Source organism: Glutamicibacter sp. MCAF14, assembly GCF_052114325.1.
Lineage (GTDB): Bacteria > Actinomycetota > Actinomycetes > Actinomycetales > Micrococcaceae > Glutamicibacter > Glutamicibacter arilaitensis.
In genome coordinates this window covers 811990-827806 of sequence record NZ_JBFREO010000004.1, presented here as the reverse complement: position 1 = coordinate 827806, position 15817 = coordinate 811990, and the positions used below count along the sequence as shown (strand labels likewise).

The 15817-nt window shown below is 53.8% G+C and carries 15 protein-coding genes and 1 tRNA gene; 7 read left to right on the top strand and 9 right to left on the bottom strand.

The features are described from left to right. Positions 1–9: 9 nt before the first annotated feature. From AB4Y71_RS11470 to AB4Y71_RS11445, 6 genes are all read right to left on the bottom strand, one after another. Positions 10–1188 (bottom strand): thiolase family protein, encoded by a 1179-nt coding sequence (locus AB4Y71_RS11470; RefSeq protein WP_441720480.1) that lies wholly within the window; start codon positions 1186–1188, stop codon positions 10–12. Beyond that, positions 1185–2624: a class I adenylate-forming enzyme family protein gene (locus tag AB4Y71_RS11465; RefSeq protein ID WP_441720478.1), complete on the bottom strand. Its 1440-nt coding sequence runs from the start codon at positions 2622–2624 to the stop codon at positions 1185–1187. Before AB4Y71_RS11465 ends, AB4Y71_RS11470 begins: the two co-directional genes overlap by 4 nt. Before the next feature lie 4 nt (positions 2625–2628). Beyond that, the gene (locus tag AB4Y71_RS11460) at positions 2629–3210 is read right to left on the bottom strand and encodes a biotin transporter BioY (RefSeq protein WP_013349219.1); all 582 of its coding nucleotides are present in this window, start codon (positions 3208–3210) and stop codon (positions 2629–2631) included. A gap of 45 nt (positions 3211–3255) precedes the next feature. Further along, positions 3256–3861, bottom strand: coding sequence for an energy-coupling factor transporter transmembrane component T family protein (locus AB4Y71_RS11455; protein ID WP_193057603.1), 606 nt, complete (start codon positions 3859–3861; stop codon positions 3256–3258). Continuing rightward, complete coding sequence (locus tag AB4Y71_RS11450; RefSeq protein WP_013349217.1) at positions 3858–4547, bottom strand: energy-coupling factor ABC transporter ATP-binding protein; 690 nt, start codon at positions 4545–4547, stop codon at positions 3858–3860. The genes AB4Y71_RS11455 and AB4Y71_RS11450 overlap by 4 nt, the downstream gene beginning before the upstream one ends. Before the next feature lie 147 nt (positions 4548–4694). Then, positions 4695–5411, bottom strand: a complete 717-nt coding sequence (locus tag AB4Y71_RS11445) for a LysE family translocator (RefSeq protein WP_441720476.1) — start codon at positions 5409–5411, stop codon at positions 4695–4697. Positions 5412–5567: 156 nt separating this feature from the next. Between AB4Y71_RS11445 and AB4Y71_RS11440 the strand changes: the two genes are divergently transcribed. After that, entirely contained in the window at positions 5568–6014 is a 447-nt protein-coding gene (locus AB4Y71_RS11440) for an Lrp/AsnC family transcriptional regulator (RefSeq protein ID WP_013349215.1), read from the top strand. On the opposite strand, the gene AB4Y71_RS11435 is transcribed toward AB4Y71_RS11440, so the two are convergent. After that, a complete protein-coding gene (locus AB4Y71_RS11435; RefSeq protein WP_134780007.1) occupies positions 6011–7228 on the bottom strand; it encodes an MFS transporter in 1218 nt (405 codons plus the stop codon). The genes AB4Y71_RS11440 and AB4Y71_RS11435 overlap by 4 nt on opposite strands. A gap of 291 nt (positions 7229–7519) precedes the next feature. Between AB4Y71_RS11435 and AB4Y71_RS11430 the strand changes: the two genes are divergently transcribed. Next, positions 7520–9202, top strand: a complete 1683-nt coding sequence (locus AB4Y71_RS11430) for an FAD-binding dehydrogenase (protein ID WP_441720474.1) — start codon at positions 7520–7522, stop codon at positions 9200–9202. Positions 9203–9332: 130 nt separating this feature from the next. Here AB4Y71_RS11430 and AB4Y71_RS11425 read toward each other — a convergent pair. Beyond that, a tRNA-Arg gene (locus tag AB4Y71_RS11425) sits at positions 9333–9406 on the bottom strand. Between the two features lie 159 nt (positions 9407–9565). Between AB4Y71_RS11425 and AB4Y71_RS11420 the strand changes: the two genes are divergently transcribed. The 3 genes from AB4Y71_RS11420 (at position 9566) to ettA (ending at position 12744) form a co-directional block, all read left to right on the top strand. Further along, positions 9566–10408, top strand: a complete 843-nt coding sequence (locus AB4Y71_RS11420) for a CPBP family intramembrane glutamic endopeptidase (protein WP_049862627.1) — start codon at positions 9566–9568, stop codon at positions 10406–10408. Positions 10409–10498: 90 nt separating this feature from the next. Further along, positions 10499–10948: a single-stranded DNA-binding protein gene (locus AB4Y71_RS11415; RefSeq protein ID WP_013349211.1), complete on the top strand. Its 450-nt coding sequence runs from the start codon at positions 10499–10501 to the stop codon at positions 10946–10948. A gap of 113 nt (positions 10949–11061) precedes the next feature. Continuing rightward, positions 11062–12744 carry an energy-dependent translational throttle protein EttA gene (gene ettA / locus AB4Y71_RS11410; protein WP_013349210.1) on the top strand — a complete coding sequence of 561 codons (1683 nt, stop codon included), beginning with the start codon at positions 11062–11064 and terminating at the stop codon, positions 12742–12744. Positions 12745–12811: 67 nt separating this feature from the next. On the opposite strand, the gene AB4Y71_RS11405 is transcribed toward ettA, so the two are convergent. After that, a complete protein-coding gene (locus AB4Y71_RS11405; RefSeq protein WP_189638413.1) occupies positions 12812–13318 on the bottom strand; it encodes a flavin reductase family protein in 507 nt (168 codons plus the stop codon). A gap of 133 nt (positions 13319–13451) precedes the next feature. On the opposite strand from AB4Y71_RS11405, the gene soxR reads away from it, so the two are divergent. Further along, a complete protein-coding gene (gene soxR, locus AB4Y71_RS11400; RefSeq protein WP_441720472.1) occupies positions 13452–13958 on the top strand; it encodes a redox-sensitive transcriptional activator SoxR in 507 nt (168 codons plus the stop codon). A 108-nt stretch (positions 13959–14066) separates the two neighbouring features. Then, positions 14067–15806 (top strand): MOSC domain-containing protein, encoded by a 1740-nt coding sequence (locus tag AB4Y71_RS11395; RefSeq protein ID WP_441720470.1) that lies wholly within the window; start codon positions 14067–14069, stop codon positions 15804–15806. Positions 15807–15817 lie beyond the last annotated feature (11 nt).

Sequence of the window (15817 nt, the reverse complement as noted above, 5' to 3'; positions counted from 1 at the left end):
CTACGCCAGCTATTCTCCGGTTTGCAGTCCCAACACCGATTCAAAGGCCACGGCGCCTCCGGTGCCTCCTGCCGCAGCCATAAGGGCGATGGCCCTCTGGCCGTTCAGATGTGCTTGTTTTGCCTGCCAATAGAGTCGGGTCGCCAAAATAGCTCCGCTGGCTCCGTAGGGGTGTCCTAACGCGAGTGCTCCACCATTGATGTTCACCTGTTCCTCGGGAATCTCCAGCTCATCGAGGCAGGCCAGGGCCTGTACGGCAAAAGCCTCGTTGAATTCGATCAGGGGAGTACCGGTCCCGCTGGCAGGCGGCAGTAGGCCCTTGAGTTTACGGTATGCCGGTACGGCGGCCATTCCGAGAATTTGAGGGTCGCAGGCTCCGGATGCTGCAGCCAGGTATTTGAGGGAGAAGTTCGCCTTGAGCCTTCGGCGCATTTGATCACTCACCAAGATGACTGCAGCGGCCCCGTCATTGATTGGACAGGAATTTCCTGCAGTAACAGTGCCACCGGGAACAAATGCTGGCTTGAGCGCAGCGAGTTTTCTCAACGTGAGGCCGGACCTGGGGCAGGAATCTGCCGCTATGCGTCCGCTGCTAGTTTCGATAGGGACCATTTCTTGGATGAAGTGTCCGTCGAAGTTTGCCTGCAGCGCCCGTTGGTGGCTGCGCAATGCGAAAGCATCTTGCCGTTCTCGAGAAATTCCATAAGCCCGGGCGATATTTTCTGCAGCTTCACCCATCTCGGGATCAGGATCTGGAGCAGGGGTGAAACGCGCCCGCGAGTACACGCGCGGCGGGGTGAGAGCCGAGGACTGCTTTTCGACTCGCCACGGAGCAGTGCTCACGGATTCAACACCGCCGGCCACAACGAAATGCGCTTCTCCGCTTCGGATCATTCGTGCTCCAGCGGCAATGGCTTCCAGCCCACTGGCGCATTGGGCATCGATCGAAGTAGCACTGACCGTAGCGGGCAGAACAGATGCCAAAGTTGCTACGCGCGCAATATTTCCACCTGGTCCTGCCGCACTACCAGCAAATACATGGTCCACTTCCAAAGGCGAGATACCGCTTCGCTCCACTAGCTCATCGATTACCTGCGCGAGCAGTTGGTCGGCAGTAATCCGCGAGTACTCTTTGCCTGCTCGCACGATGGGGGTGCGTGCAGCATTGATGATGTATGCATTGTTCATCGCAGATCGTCGCTCCGTTGGATTTCGAGGTGCTGGATATTGAGATCCTTGGTTTTCAGTTTTCCGCTGAAGGATTCTGGCCAGGCTCGTAGGTAAATGATTTGATGCGGAACCTTGTATTGCGGCAAATATGCCTGAAGCTCGGCTAGCAGTGTCGCTGGATTTTTTGGTGGATCAACGGTGTAGGCAACCAACGCCGGTGTCCCATCCAGTTCAACCAGTTGCACGATGGCATTCGGCAGTCCCACGGCTTCAAGTGCTGCGCTGACTTCGCCGGTATGGATATTGTTTCCATTCAAATTGAGCATCTGATCATCACGGCGGGAGATCATGATGCGTCCGGTTTCCTCTATTCGTGCACGATCTCCAATGCAGATCGATGATCCGCATCGGGAAATATTGGTCTCAGAACTGGGGTCGTAGCCTTTTGAATTGAATGGGCTATCAACATAGAGCTGCCCGAATCCGGTTTGCGGATCCATTTCATGGATGTGCGCTCGAACTCCAGGGAATAACTGCCCGGCAAAATGCGGTGGAGCTGATTGGGCTAAGCCGCGCTCCCGGTAGGCGATCAGGCTGTGTTCACTACTGCCGAAGTATTCGAGGCACTGTACTCTCGGTGCGACCCGGTACAGTTCTCGAACTGTGTCTTGGTTCAGAGCCTCACCTCCGCTGACCACCGTACGAAGGTTGGAGAGCAGTTCGGGTCCAAGAAGAGAAAGTAGTTTGGAGAGAATCGTAGGGACGGTCACGATTCTTGTGCAAATAGTCTTCTCGACCAACGTGCGCACGCCGGTTGGATCCCACTTGCCGGTAGCCAAGAATGTACCGCCGGTATGCAATGATTCGATCATTGCGTAGAGCCCCAGCCCATGGGATATCGGCCCAGGACAGAGGGTGGCTGCAATTGGTGTTGCTCCCAAGATATCAGCGCCGCAATTCAGGGATTGCTCCCACGAGGCGAAAGTCCGGAGTACCGGTTTTGGATACGAAGAGCTACCGGAAGTGCAGATGACGAGCAGGCCGTGTGTATCGGAACTATCCGTGGCGGTTTCAACGGGTGTTTCGGCCAGTGGTGACTCGTGATTCCCGGATTGGGCAGAACGGCCAAGGTGTGAGAGCGAATTCCAGGAGGTCAGCGATAAATCGCAGCGAAGTCTGGACACCATTGACGTTGCCAGATTCGAGGGCCACGCAGGGTCGACGATCACCATGTTTTTCCCGCTGCGTACAATCCCGTAGAAGGCAATGGCCATCTCAACGGGATCGTTGGTATGCACTGCGATGCGATGACCAGATAATTCCGTTAATTGGTTGGCAAGGCAGTAGCTTCGTCGGTGTAGCTGCGCGTAAGTCAGCTGGTGTTCTGGAGTCAGGACGGCAAGATGCTCCGGTCGTTCGTTGGCCCATCGTGCCAGCTCCTGCCACAGTTTCATTTTTCTACTTCATCAAGCCACGGTAGCTGTGATGCACGGTGAGCGCTACCAGAGTGGTCACGACTGCTTTCAAGATGTCACCTGGCAGAAAACCCAAGGAACCAATCAGCGAAGTGCGCAGATCCAGGCCGGTCACAACTGCGGTCCAAGGGACTCCGAACAAGTAGATGACTGCGACGCCGCCAACGAGGACTGAGAACAGACCGGTGATGAAGCGTACGGTCTTATTTTCATTGCGCAGAACCCAGTACTTGAAGAGTGCTCCAATCACCAATGATCCGAAAATCCAACCAACCAGGTAACCTCCGGTTGGTCCAAACAGGATACCGAGTCCGCCGCGTCCGCCTGCCAGGAGTGGCAACCCAGCCAAAGACAGAATCACCACCACCGACGAGGCTAAGGCTCCGCGCCAAGGGCCCAACAGTGCTCCTGCCAGCATGACGCCCAAGGTCTGCAGGGTAATGGGTACAGGAATGATCCCTAAAGTGATGGGCGGGAGGAGCCCCATGGCCGCGATCATGGCCGCAAAGACAGCGACATAGACCGTATTTCGAGTTTGGGATGTTGAAGCAGTATTTATCGACATGGGTGATCCTTGGAATACGAGTGAAGGTGAAAGGTGATTGCGCAATTAGCGCTGGTAGGACGCTGAATCATAACCGCGGGCGTCTAGTGCTTCGGCGGTTTCGTCAGCGATCTTAAGAGAACGGATAACGAGGGGGACACTCACGGCCAGTGGATTATTGCCAAGTCCGCGCGCATGCTGCGCCTCGCGAACTTCGAGATAGACCTTTTTGAGTTCCGGGATGAAGCGAATCGTCATGGACAGTCCCAAGGCGATTTGTGCTGGATTTGCCCCGATGAAGCGCAACGGTGAAGCAACTTGTTGAAACAACTCCAACATGGCATCAAAGCTTGTTGTGAGGCTTACCGAATAAGCCAGAAGGCACATGGTCAACAGCCGCAGAACCGAAACGACGGCGTTAGTCCAATCTGTTTGCAGACCGAGGAGAATAAACACAACGCTCAGAATCATGGCAAGTGACAGTAACGGCATACGCAACTGCTTGAAATCAACTCTGGCCGTAAGAAGCAACACCACACTTAGGATGAAAATCGACAACAAGATCAGCCATGAGTTGATCAAATACAGGCCAATGCTCAGCACCAGCAAGGCACCGAATTTCCAGCCTGGTCTAATGCGTGCCAGATATGACCGATTTTTGGATGCGATCATGCGTGGCTCCACTGACGGTAATGAGCGATTGCTTCCATAGGGTGACCGTCGAATGCGATCGCCCCATCAGTCACTACCAGAACCCTGTCGAAATCTTCGAGAATCTCCAAATCATGGGTCACAACAATCGCACGTTGGGCGAGTTTGGCGACTTCCTCTTGGAAGGCCAGCCGATTGCGCAGATCCAACATCGTCGTCGGTTCATCGAAGACAATTGTTCGTGGTTGCATCGCCAATACGGAAGCAAGTGCAACCATCTGCTGTTCGCCGCCGGACAGGGTGTGGCTTTCGCGATCTGATAAGTGCGAGATGTTCAATTCCGCCAAGGTTTCCTGCACTCTTGTTTGGCGTTCGACTTTAGAGATCTGCAGATTCTTCAGTCCGAATGCGATGTCTTCGGAAACGAGCGGCATGATGATTTGATTGGCTGGATTTTGAAAGACAAAACCGACATCACGGCGGATCTGCTTCGCATGCTTGTGGGTGTTCAAGTTGCCCACGTGCACGGTACCGTGCGTCGGTAAAACAAGCCCGTTAATCAGCCGGGAGAGAGTGCTCTTTCCTGCTCCGTTTGCCCCGATGATACCGATGCGCTGCTCGCTTAGCGTAAGGCAAACATCTTTGAGAACATCACGATCTTCAAATTTGACGGTGACATTCTCAAAAAGAATTGGGGGTAGTTCCACGTATGCTCCAGCGCGAGGTCATAGCTTGAACGACTAACTCAGCGATGGAGTAGTGTCTCAGGCCTGCGTTATCGATGACCGGAAAGCCATCGATTACGAGCATACTTGATCACCGTTCAATTGTCTTGATCGGTGTTCAATTTTTTCTTATGCGACGAAGAATTGCTCATAGATCAGGCCCAAGGAAAGGAGGATCATGATGATTCCGGAGCAGAGGGTTACGATTCGCGCTGCCAGCGGTCGGGATCGAAGCAGGGCCTTGGCTGCCATGGCTACCGAGAAGTATACGAGGACGGATACCGCGAAATGAGTCAATCCGAGGGCGCCGGTCTGCAGGGACAAGGGGAGCTTCTGCGAGGAATCCAGGTACTGCGGAATGAGTGCTACATATAGCAACAATGCTTTGGGGTTTGTGCCACTCGTGAGCGATCCCTTGAAGAACTGCTTGCTCGGTGACTGATGGCGCACTTTTTCTAGTACCGCAGTAGGGCTGCCGGTTTCATCGCGTGGGTGCGGGGGCGAATCGAGGTTTCCGGTAGCAGGATCGAACCTTGTAGACGTATCGGGTGCAAAGAATTTGGCTCGTTTGGCTGAACGTAGAGTAGAGATGCCGAGCCACAACAAGTAAATCGAACCAGCTGCAGTGAGCCACATCAGCAGGGTTGGTGAACTGGCCACTAAAGTTGCGATTCCGCACACGAGTAATGCCGTGTGGACCAGGTAGCCAGAAAGCAATCCCCAGACCGCGGGGCGGTAACTTGTTTTACCGAGTGCAGAGGAAATGATGTACGCCCAGTCGGCCCCGGGAGTGCAGGCCAAGGTTACCGACACCAAGAGGAATCCGGTGAACTGCGCGAGGTCCATTGCTACTCCTACCATCTATATTTCCGTACTGTCATAACAGTAGGGAAAAATGCACGAAATGTGGTTGCCGAATCTTTGGAAAGATTCTGTTTTTCAACAATAAAATCCGCCAATATGCGGAATTAGCACAAAATTCTTGTGCTGTAGTCTGGAAGCATGGATGAATTAGATCGCTCTATCTTGGCTGAGCTGCAGAATGACGGGCGTATGAGTGCCACTGCAGTGGCTGCCAAAGTGGGGCTATCGGTCGCCCCCTGCCATCGGAGGATTAAGGATCTAGAGCGCAGGGGAGTGATTACCGGGTATCAAGCCGTAATTGACCCGGAGCAAGTTGGTTTGGGATTCGAAGCGCTCGTTTTCGTTACGCTCAAGGACCGGGCACAACTTAAGAATTTCGAGCTGGCTGTAGAACGTGAAGAACTGATCGTCGATGCGCAACGGCTCTTTGGCGAGCCAGACTTCTTGCTACGCGTCTTCGCAAAAGACCTGCCGCACTATCAACGCGTCTATGACGAGGTGCTCGTGGATCTACCTGGAGTGGAAAAGCTCACGAGCACTATTGTCATGCGGAATATCAAAGAGCGGGCAACGCTTCCCGTTTAGGCATCCTTGTACGCTGGCTTGCGAATGCGCGTCACCGCAGGCGTTAGCAACAATGAGATGACCAGGACAACAGCGCAAATCCACAGGGCTTGAGGCAACCTTATGGTGTCGACGACGAAACCGATAAAGGGAGGGCCCCCGAGCATTGCGCCATAGCCAAATGCGCTGACGATGCTCACGGCCTTTGGTCCCAGGCGTTCACCGCGCGAAGCAGCGATGCTCATCCCCAATGGGAAGCCCAGAGAGCTGCCAAGGCCCCACGCGGTTGCGCCGAGACCGACAATATAAGGGTTCGTGCCGGTGATGAATAAGGCAACGCCGAGTAGGCCGACAGTGCCCATGAGCAAAAGGGTATTTCTCGTTCCGAAGCGGTCCACCAGACGACCGCCGGCAAAGCGTCCCAGCGTCATGGCCCCGACGAATAGGGTGAACATGAGCGCCCCAATTTGGTGTTTGAACCCATGACCGTTAACAGAGGCCACAGCGATCCAGTCATTGGCCGCGCCTTCGGTGAAGCTCAGCCCGGCAACCATGAGGCCAAGCAAGAGCAAAAGACCTAGCCTCTTTGCTGACTTGGCGCGGTCGTACTGAACATTCCTCTTGGTGGGCGAGATGCTTTCATTTTCCCAGTGTGTTGTCCCTTGACGGGCAATGTATGCGAATGCAGCGATTAGGACTGCTACGAAAGCGAAATGCCAAATCGAGGGGATCTTCAAAGCGATGGTGGCCGTGGCCATGCCAGCACCAATGAGCGTGCCCAAACTAAAGAAACCGTGAAGCGAAGGCATGATGCTACGTCCAGCACGACGTTCCACCTGTGCGCCGCTGACATTCATCATGATGTCTAGACAGCCGAAAACAAGCCCATAAAAGAACAGGGTTATGTATGCGAGAGTGGCGTCTTCGGTAACCGAAATCGCGATGCCAAGGATGACCAGGCAGGCTGCTAATCCCAGTGGCAGGCAACAGAGCAATCGACCCGTCGGAACGAATTTGCTTACCGTCGGGATGAGCGCAATGCCCAGCAAGATGCCAATGGTGCTGCAGATCAGGAATGACCCGAGGTTCAAACCGGAGAAATCAAAAACAGCGTCGATGATGGAAAGGCGGCCGGCCCAAGTTGCAAAAGATAATCCTGCAAGGAGGAATATTAGGTTGATACTGGTGCGTTCCGTAACTCTCTGTCGCGTGAGGTGAGCGACCGGTTGGGCCATCAGACACTGTTCCTTTCTATTTCTATAATGCCTAGAGTTTATCGCAAATTACGACGATAAGTTACTGTCCAGTTGGCATTTCCGATTATTATGCGCCGTTGCACTGCTGGTGAACATGGCATTCACAGGTTCGAAAGCCGCTCTCAGGAAAACAACTACGACAGAGGCTAATATCCGACACGATTCAGCCCAATTCAAATGGCAATTTGGGGATAGTCACCTTCCGATCTGGCAAGTAGGCTCAAGATGAATACCCGTTAAATACTTGCGTGCAGAGGTGGAGGCAGGCCGATGAATTGCGAACAAGGTGGCGTGGTCATAATTGGCGCCGGACTGGCTGGTCTGGTTGCGGCCTCAGAAGCTTTAGATGCTGGATTGAAAATCCGAATTCTCGATCAGGAAAATGACGCAAATCTCGGAGGCCAGGCGTACTGGTCGTTCGGTGGACTCTTTTTGGTCGGTACCCCTGAACAGCGCCGTTTGGGAGTTCATGATTCCTTTGACCTTGCGTGGTCTGATTGGCAGCATAGCGCACAGTTTGACCGATTAGCCGACGAAGATTTGTGGGCGCACCGTTGGGCTAAGGCATATGTCGAATTTGCCGCCACTGAAAAGCGATCCTGGATCAAGCAAAAAGGCATTGACCTGACACCAGTGGTGGGTTGGGCTGAGCGAGGAGACGGCCGCGCAGAGGGGCATGGCAACTCTGTGCCGAGATTCCATATCGCGTGGGGAACTGGCACCGGGGTCTCCGAACCATTCGCCAACAAGGTGCGTGAAGGCATGCGGACCGGGAAAGTGCAGCTGCTCAATCGGCACCGTGTTACCGGACTGGTGGTGGAAGGCGGTTCCGTTACCGGAGTTCGAGGAGAAATCTTGTCTCCCGACAACGCTCTTCGAGGGTGGAAATCGACACGAAACGTCGAATCCGAATTCGAATTTTCAGCTGAAGCGGTTGTGATTGCAACAGGCGGAATTGGTGGGAACCATGACTTGGTTCGCAGATTCTGGCCATCCCGGCTCGGCTCAGCGCCCGGGCATATGATTACCGGCGTTCCGGAGTATGTAGATGGCAGCGGCATTGAACTGTCAGAAGCGGCAGGTGCCCGTTTAGTTAATCGGGACAGGATGTGGCACTACACCGAGGGAATTCAGAACTGGAATTCCATTTGGCCAAATCATGGGATAAGAATTCTTCCCGGTCCTAGTTCCATGTGGTTTGATGCAGAAGGAAACCGGCTTGGTGCCCCCTGCCTGCCAGGACATGACACGCTAGGCACGTTGAAATACCTTCGAACTGATCCAGTTGCCAAGAAATACGACTATTCATGGTTTGTCCTGAACCAAAGAATTTTGGAAAAAGAGTTTGCTCTCTCGGGATCCGAGCAAAATCCTGATCTGACTAATCGAGATAAGGCCGGAGTGATCAAAGACAGAGTCTTTGGAACAGGCGCTCCAGGGCCGGTTAATGACTTCTTGAATCGAGGCGCAGACTTTGTAGCAGCGACCACCGTAGAAGAACTGGCCAGCAAGATGAATGCAATTGCGCCAGATACAGTGGTTGATGCAAGTAAGCTGCACCAACAGTTGCTCGTACGGGATTCGCAAATAGATAACGCATTCAGCAAAGATCAGCAAATTCAATCGATACGCAACGCCCGAAAGTACATCGGTGACCGTCTGACACGTGTGGTCGCCCCGCATAAAATCCTCGACCCTGCAGCGAGGCCGTTAGTAGCTGTAAAGCTGCATATTTTGACGCGAAAGTCATTAGGCGGTCTGCAGACAGACCTTTCTGGGCGTGTTCTCCAACAAGATGGAACGGTCTTTGAAGGACTCTATGCAGCTGGTGAAGCATCAGGATTTGGCGGAGGTGGGATTCACGGATACAACGCTCTTGAAGGAACGTTCTTGGGCGGGTGCTTATTTAGCGGTAGACAGGTCGGGCGAGCTGTCGTGGACGCTGTGCGATAGCGCCAAGCTAGGAACAAAACTAAAACCGTGGTGATATTTGCGGTCTTGGAAGCAGTTGTGGTGCTGAATTTGGCCAAAAAAGAACCGCTGTTCACTTGTTTATCCAAGTGAACAGCGGTTCTTGTGCTTGTACCCCCGGCCGGATTCGAACCGGCGACCTAGAGATTAGAAGGCTCTTGCTCTATCCAGCTGAGCTACGGAGGCATAACCGAAAATATTCTAGCCCATGGATCACTCAAAATACGACTTGAGGCCGATAGGCTCTAGAAATGTACAGATGTCATCGTCTGAGTAGGGGTAGTTAAGTTGCCGAAGTTTAGAATCGGTGGCGTATGGAGCATCGTATGGTTCTGTGTCCTGAGCGTGAGCCTGGCGTGGGCCGTCGCAGCGCCGTTATGGCTAGGCAACGGGATATATGACACGAAACTTCCCGTCATCGCCTCGTTCATGATGTTTACCCCGACTGTCGCCGTGCTGGTGATCGCATTAGCAGAGCGGCGCATCAGGAGTTTCTCCTCTGACGTCGGGCTCTGGCCCATCAATCGTCCTGGAAAATTTGTAGTCGCAATTGTCCTGTCTTATGTCATTCCGCTCGGACTGATCCTTCAGGCACCATTCATCGGTACGTGGCTGGGAGTCTTTCCGGGCGATCTGGAGAACTACACGATCTTGCATATCCTCGCTGGAGAAGCAGGGCCGTTCCAGTACCTCCTGGGACAGGCCGGACTGATAGCTGTCGCGAGTCTCATGAATTCCGTGCTTGCCCTAGGGGAGGAAATTGGATGGCGAGGATGGCTTTGGAGCCGGTTGCAAGCGTACGGCCAGCTCATCTCAATCGTGATCTCCGGGGGGATCTGGGGAATTTGGCACGCGCCGCTGATTCTCCTTGGATATAACTATCCCTTTGCCACTGGGCCTTGGGGAGTAATGGCCATGTGCGGCATGTGCATCGTGTTTGGTGCCTTCCTTGGCTGGTTGCGAAATTTCAGCGACTCAGTGTGGCCAGCAGCGCTGGCGCATGGAGTATTCAACGCCAGCGTCGGACTCGTCTCTTTATTCATAGTGATGGGAGCTCCCTTGGACACTACGCAAGCATCTATCCTGGGTTGGTCTGGCTGGTTGCTCCCGACCTTGGTCATAGCCGTCATGCTCTTATGCGGCGCCTACAACCTAAAGAGGACAACAAATTTATCCACAATACGTTGATTCTGCCGAAGAACAATCCACCGGACGGTCCAAGATCAGATTCCATGACGGGAAAGGTTTCTGTCATTTGGATCATAAGGAGATGGACCCATGAGCGATCTTGTGACAATTCGCGGCATTGTTGGCACGGAGCCGCAGCTCAGCATTACGCCTAAGGGTGTGGCTATATTGAAGTTCCGCGTTGCTACCCATGAACGGAAACGCGACCTCGAAACGGGTCAATGGGCTGACGGGCCAACCAACTGGTACGCGGTCTCGGCCTTTCGCGCACTGGGGGAGAACTCGATGGAGTCTCTGGCTCAGGGAGACCACGTAATGATTTTCGGCAAGTTGCAGATCCGGGAGTTTGAACGGGCCGATGGCTCTCGCGGAAATAGTGCAGATATCGAAGCATTTTCGATTGGACATGACATGCGGTTCGGAACGTCCTCGTTCAACCGGATACGCGTTGATGCCAGCGAATCTGACCACGTGCAGCAGCCGTCACGCTTATCCGGCACCGAAGCGAGCTGGCAAAGCGACGAAGGAGAAGCGGCCTAAATCGCGTGGTTTTGGTGGTGTTCGATGGATTCTTGTGAATCCGGGCACCACCAACCCAAAATAGTGGTGTGTGGATTCGGAAATGACCACCGTAACCGACTAGCCTTAAGAGCATGGCGGAATTCATTTACACGATGACCAAGGCTCGCAAGGCCGTTGGTGACAAAGTCATCCTTGACAACGTCAGCATGTCGTTCTTCCCTGGTGCCAAAATTGGTGTCGTGGGTCCTAACGGTGCTGGTAAGTCAACGATCCTGAAGATCATGGCGGGGCTCGATACCCCGTCCAATGGTGAGGCACGTCTTTCACCAGGCTACTCGGTAGGCATCCTGCTGCAGGAACCACCACTGAATGAAGAAAAGACCGTTCTGGGCAACGTCCAGGAAGGTGTCGGCGAGATCTACGAAAAGATCACCCGCTTCAACGAAATCTCTGAAGAGATGGCACAGGAAGGCGCCGACTTCGACGCCCTTCTGGAAGAGATGGGCAAGCTGCAGGAAGCTATCGACGCTGCCGACGCGTGGGACATCGACAACCAGCTCGAACAGGCAATGGACGCTTTGCGTTGCCCACCGGGCGACGAGATGGTCACCCATCTCTCCGGTGGTGAACGTCGCCGTGTGGCACTGTGCAAGCTTCTCCTGCAGAAGCCAGACCTGTTGCTGCTCGATGAGCCTACTAACCACTTGGATGCTGAATCCGTACTGTGGCTGGAACAGCACCTGGCTTCTTACCCAGGCGCCGTATTGGCCGTAACCCACGACCGCTACTTCCTGGACCACGTCGCCGAATGGATCTGTGAAGTTGACCGCGGTCGCCTGCACCCATACGAGGGCAACTACTCCACTTACCTGGAGAAGAAGCGCGAACGTATGGAAGTACAGGGCAAGAAAGATCAGAAGCTTGCTAAGCGCCTGGCAGAAGAACTCGAATGGGTTCGTTCGAATGCCAAGGGTCGTCAGACCAAGTCGAAGGCTCGTCTTGCGCGATACGAAGAAATGGCTGCGGAAGCTGAGCGCACCCGTAAACTCGACTTCGAAGAAATCCAGATTCCACCAGGCCCGCGTCTGGGCCAGCTGGTCATCGAAGCAGATAATTTGAAGAAGGGCTTCGGCGACCGTGTGTTGATCGATGGATTATCCTTCTCCTTGCCCCGTAACGGCATTGTTGGTGTGATCGGACCTAACGGTGTCGGTAAGTCAACCTTGTTCAAGACCATTGTTGGCCTTGAAGAACTTGATGGTGGCACCCTGAAGATCGGTGACACGGTCAAAATTTCCTACGTTGACCAGAACCGCGAAAACATCGATCCTGAAAAGTCGTTGTGGGAAGTCGTCTCTGACGGCCTCGATTACATCAACGTCGGCCAGGTTGAGATGCCTTCGCGTGCGTACGTCTCGGCTTTCGGTTTCAAGGGTCCAGACCAGCAGAAAAAGGCGGGTGTGCTTTCCGGTGGTGAGCGCAACCGCTTAAACCTTGCGCTGACCCTGAAGCAGGGTGGCAACCTGTTGCTGCTCGATGAGCCTACTAACGACTTGGACGTTGAGACTCTTTCTTCGCTGGAAAATGCATTGCTTGAGTTCCCAGGTTGCGCAGTCGTGGTCTCCCACGACCGTTGGTTCCTCGACCGAGTTGCGACTCACATCTTGTCTTACGAGGGCACTGAAGAGAACCCATCGAACTGGTACTGGTTCGAGGGTAACTTCGACTCTTACGAGAGCAACAAGGTTGAACGACTGGGCGCCGATGCTGCTAAGCCGCACCGCGTTACCCACCGTCGCCTGACCCGAGACTAAGCTAGGGTATAAAAAATGGCCGCCACATTTGTGGCGGCCATTTTTATGCTCGGAAGTACTGCGCCATCTAGCGCATTGACGACTCTGCTCGCAAACCGGACAGATTCAGGTACTCGCGATCCTGATAGAGGAGGTGCTGCTTGTGCTCCTGACCGTGGAGCACTTCATGAACTTCGGCTGCAATCAATCTGGACCCACCAACGCTGATTGAAGAATGGATGCTTGCGCGAAAAGCTACTGGTGAATCTATAAAGTATGGTTCGCCGGTCGGCAAGACACGGAAATTCTGATCACTGGTGAAGCGTGGGGCACCGGGACGAGCGAAATTGTTTGCCAGAATTTGCTGGTCTTCGCCAAGCATGTGGATCACGAAACTCTGTGCGGCAAGTACAGCACCGGCGGCGCCTGATTCCTTAGCCAGCGAGAAGGACACTGCTACTGGATCGATGGATAGCGAAGCGAGTGAGGAAATCGTTAAACCGTAGAATTCCCCATCGACTGCGGCGGTGATCAACGCTACGCCAGCTGGATGATGGCGGAAGGCTGTACGGAAGTCAACTGATAATTCGCTCACTGAGTAGCTCCTCTGTCTGAAGTTGGGCTGCAAACTTCAGTAACTGATGCAAGAACCCTAGCTCTTGCCAACAACTTTGATTACTTCCACCCTAGAACCTCAAGTAAACTTGAGGTCAAGAAAGGGGGTAGTGATGCTTCGCACAACAGGACTTGGCGATGGTGGACAGGAATATCATGGTCAAGAACTTCTAAGCATTGGCCAGGTTAGTGAACGCACGGGTGTGGCCAGATCCGCGCTTCATTACTACGAAGAAATCGGACTAATAGCTTCAACGCGGACGGCAGGAAACCAGAGACGATATGCGCGCCACTTACTCCGTCGCATCTCCTTGATCGCTGTCGGCAGTAAATTAGGTATCCCGCTCAGTGACATCAAGCGTGCATTGGCCCCGGTCCCAATGGAAAAAGTGCCGACTGAAACAGACTGGCTGCGCGCAACAGAGGGATGGAAAAATGTCCTCGAAGCCCGGCGTCGTGCCATCGAGGAACTAGAAGATCGGCTTATGGGGTGCATCGGTTGTGGATGCTTGTCGATGCAGGCCTGCAGTCTTCTGAATCCAGAAGACCAATTGGCACGTGAGGGGGCTGGGGCCCGGCGATTGGAAACACCAGGAGTAGACGAGGAGGAAGCCAAATAGACGGTGCGAGCCGTATGCTCTCGCCAGGGTATTCCGGCGAATCTTGATGGCCCTTCCGACGCTGTCTTGGGCTTTTATTGTGCGCGGGACAATAGCTAGACTGCAATCATGAAGATTGCTCAAATGTTTCGTTTCCCCATCAAAGGGCTACCGGGAGAAGTCGTTACTTCGGTGGACATCAGCAAGGGAAAGGGGCTTGAAGGCGACCGTCGTGTGGCTTTCGGCAACGGAACTACTGAGCTTGGCAATGGTGAATGGGAGAGTTGCCTCAACTTCACGATCCTTAAAAACAACAAGAGCCTTCAGAAATGGGAAGTTCATTCCGAACCTCCGCTAATCACCATGACTGCTCCGGCCGCTAATTGTGCCCAACCTTTGACCTTTGACGTCGGCAATCAGCGTGATCTGGACGAGGCTGGCGCCTACCTATCCAGATTCTTGCCGCCACAGGGGCCGAATCCTCGAAAATTAGTTTCTGCGCCGCAGGGAATGTTTGACTCCCGTCTGTCCGGAGTTTCGATCATCAACCCCAATACAGTTGCAGAACTTTCGCGTGTTTCGGGGGCTGATATGGATCCCCGGCGGTTCCGAGGCAACCTTCTAGTCGAGGGTCTGCCAGCATTCGCAGAATATGGGCTGATCGGAAAGGTCCTTCGCATAGGAAAAGCCCGAATTGCGATCACAAAGTCGATTGCACGTTGCTCGGCAACATCGGTAAATCCGCACACCACTGAAGTAGACACCAACGGACCCCGACTGTTGGCGACACACTTTGGCCACATCCACTGCGGCATTTACGGAACCGTCCTGGAGTCAGGCAAATTGGAGACTGGCGCGTCAATTGAAATAGTCGGCGAAGCCAACGATGCCGAAGACCTTGTTCCGGTGAAACTTTCGCCACGATTCATGACCGTAGTGCGGAAAGATAACTATGACACGGGCGTAGCGGAACTTTTGCTGCAGGATCCTTTCAAATGGATGCAAAAGGAGTATGAACCGGGCATGCACTTGAGGATTCATTTGCCAGACCCACTGTGGCGGAACTATACGATTACGTCGGTTGACGACCAGGGCGCTAGTATCGCGGTTCGTATTCAGGGTGATGCCTCCCAGAAGATTTCCCAGCTGAATGAAGGGGACCAGGTCCTAGCTTCAGGGCCTTACGGGGTGCTTACCTCGGCCAAGGTGCTTGGTTCCCGTACTGCCATAGTCAGCGCTGGAATTGGCATCACCACGACATTGGGCGTGCTGGGTGATGCAACAGCTGCAAGATCGAGTCAGCGGCTACGTATCATCCACGTAGAGCGTGGACGTGCCAGCACGCTGTACTCCCGGCTGGAGCAAGTGGTCGATAAATTATCGACAGCGTCCATCAGCATGAAACGGGTTGATACCACTTCGGTGCGTCCAGATGCTGTCGAGATAGCCAGAGAGCTTGGGGATAGCCAAAGCGTGATGGTGTGCGGTCCGGTCGAATTCACCAAAATGGTGTTTGAGGCGTGCGAACGAGCAGGAATTCCCACTTCGATGATTCACAGTGAAATTTTTGCTTCTCCCACCACGAGCCTAGAGCGACTATTTGAAAATTATCCGCCAGCTGAAGTTTCCTGCAGGGACAGCAACAAGAAATTTACGTGGAGTGCCAACGCAGGAGTGCTTCTGGGTGCACTAGAAGAGCACGGGCTAGAACCAGCTAGCCTTTGCCGGTCGGGGTCCTGTGGCGAATGCGCGGTGAAATTACTGGCAGGAAAAGTTTCCTATCCTTTGGAGCCAAGCGCCCGCATGGAACCCGGAGATGTCCTGACCTGCATGGCGGTACCTGCAGGCGATGTCGAACTGGGCATGTAAACCATACGGAC

Bases quoted from the DNA above. Each gene is read 5' to 3' on its own strand.
- AB4Y71_RS11470 (WP_441720480.1), bottom strand. From the start codon at position 1,188: ATGAACAATGCATACATCATCAATGCTGCACGCACCCCCATCGTGCGA.
- AB4Y71_RS11465 (WP_441720478.1), bottom strand. From the start codon at position 2,624: ATGAAACTGTGGCAGGAGCTGGCACGATGGGCCAACGAACGACCGGAG.
- AB4Y71_RS11460 (WP_013349219.1), bottom strand. From the start codon at position 3,210: ATGTCGATAAATACTGCTTCAACATCCCAAACTCGAAATACGGTCTAT.
- AB4Y71_RS11455 (WP_193057603.1), bottom strand. From the start codon at position 3,861: ATGATCGCATCCAAAAATCGGTCATATCTGGCACGCATTAGACCAGGC.
- AB4Y71_RS11445 (WP_441720476.1), bottom strand. From the start codon at position 5,411: ATGGACCTCGCGCAGTTCACCGGATTCCTCTTGGTGTCGGTAACCTTG.
- AB4Y71_RS11440 (WP_013349215.1), top strand. From the start codon at position 5,568: ATGGATGAATTAGATCGCTCTATCTTGGCTGAGCTGCAGAATGACGGG.
- AB4Y71_RS11435 (WP_134780007.1), bottom strand. From the start codon at position 7,228: ATGGCCCAACCGGTCGCTCACCTCACGCGACAGAGAGTTACGGAACGC.
- AB4Y71_RS11430 (WP_441720474.1), top strand. From the start codon at position 7,520: ATGAATTGCGAACAAGGTGGCGTGGTCATAATTGGCGCCGGACTGGCT.
- AB4Y71_RS11415 (WP_013349211.1), top strand. From the start codon at position 10,499: ATGAGCGATCTTGTGACAATTCGCGGCATTGTTGGCACGGAGCCGCAG.
- ettA (WP_013349210.1), top strand. From the start codon at position 11,062: ATGGCGGAATTCATTTACACGATGACCAAGGCTCGCAAGGCCGTTGGT.
- soxR (WP_441720472.1), top strand. From the start codon at position 13,452: ATGCTTCGCACAACAGGACTTGGCGATGGTGGACAGGAATATCATGGT.
- AB4Y71_RS11395 (WP_441720470.1), top strand. From the start codon at position 14,067: ATGAAGATTGCTCAAATGTTTCGTTTCCCCATCAAAGGGCTACCGGGA.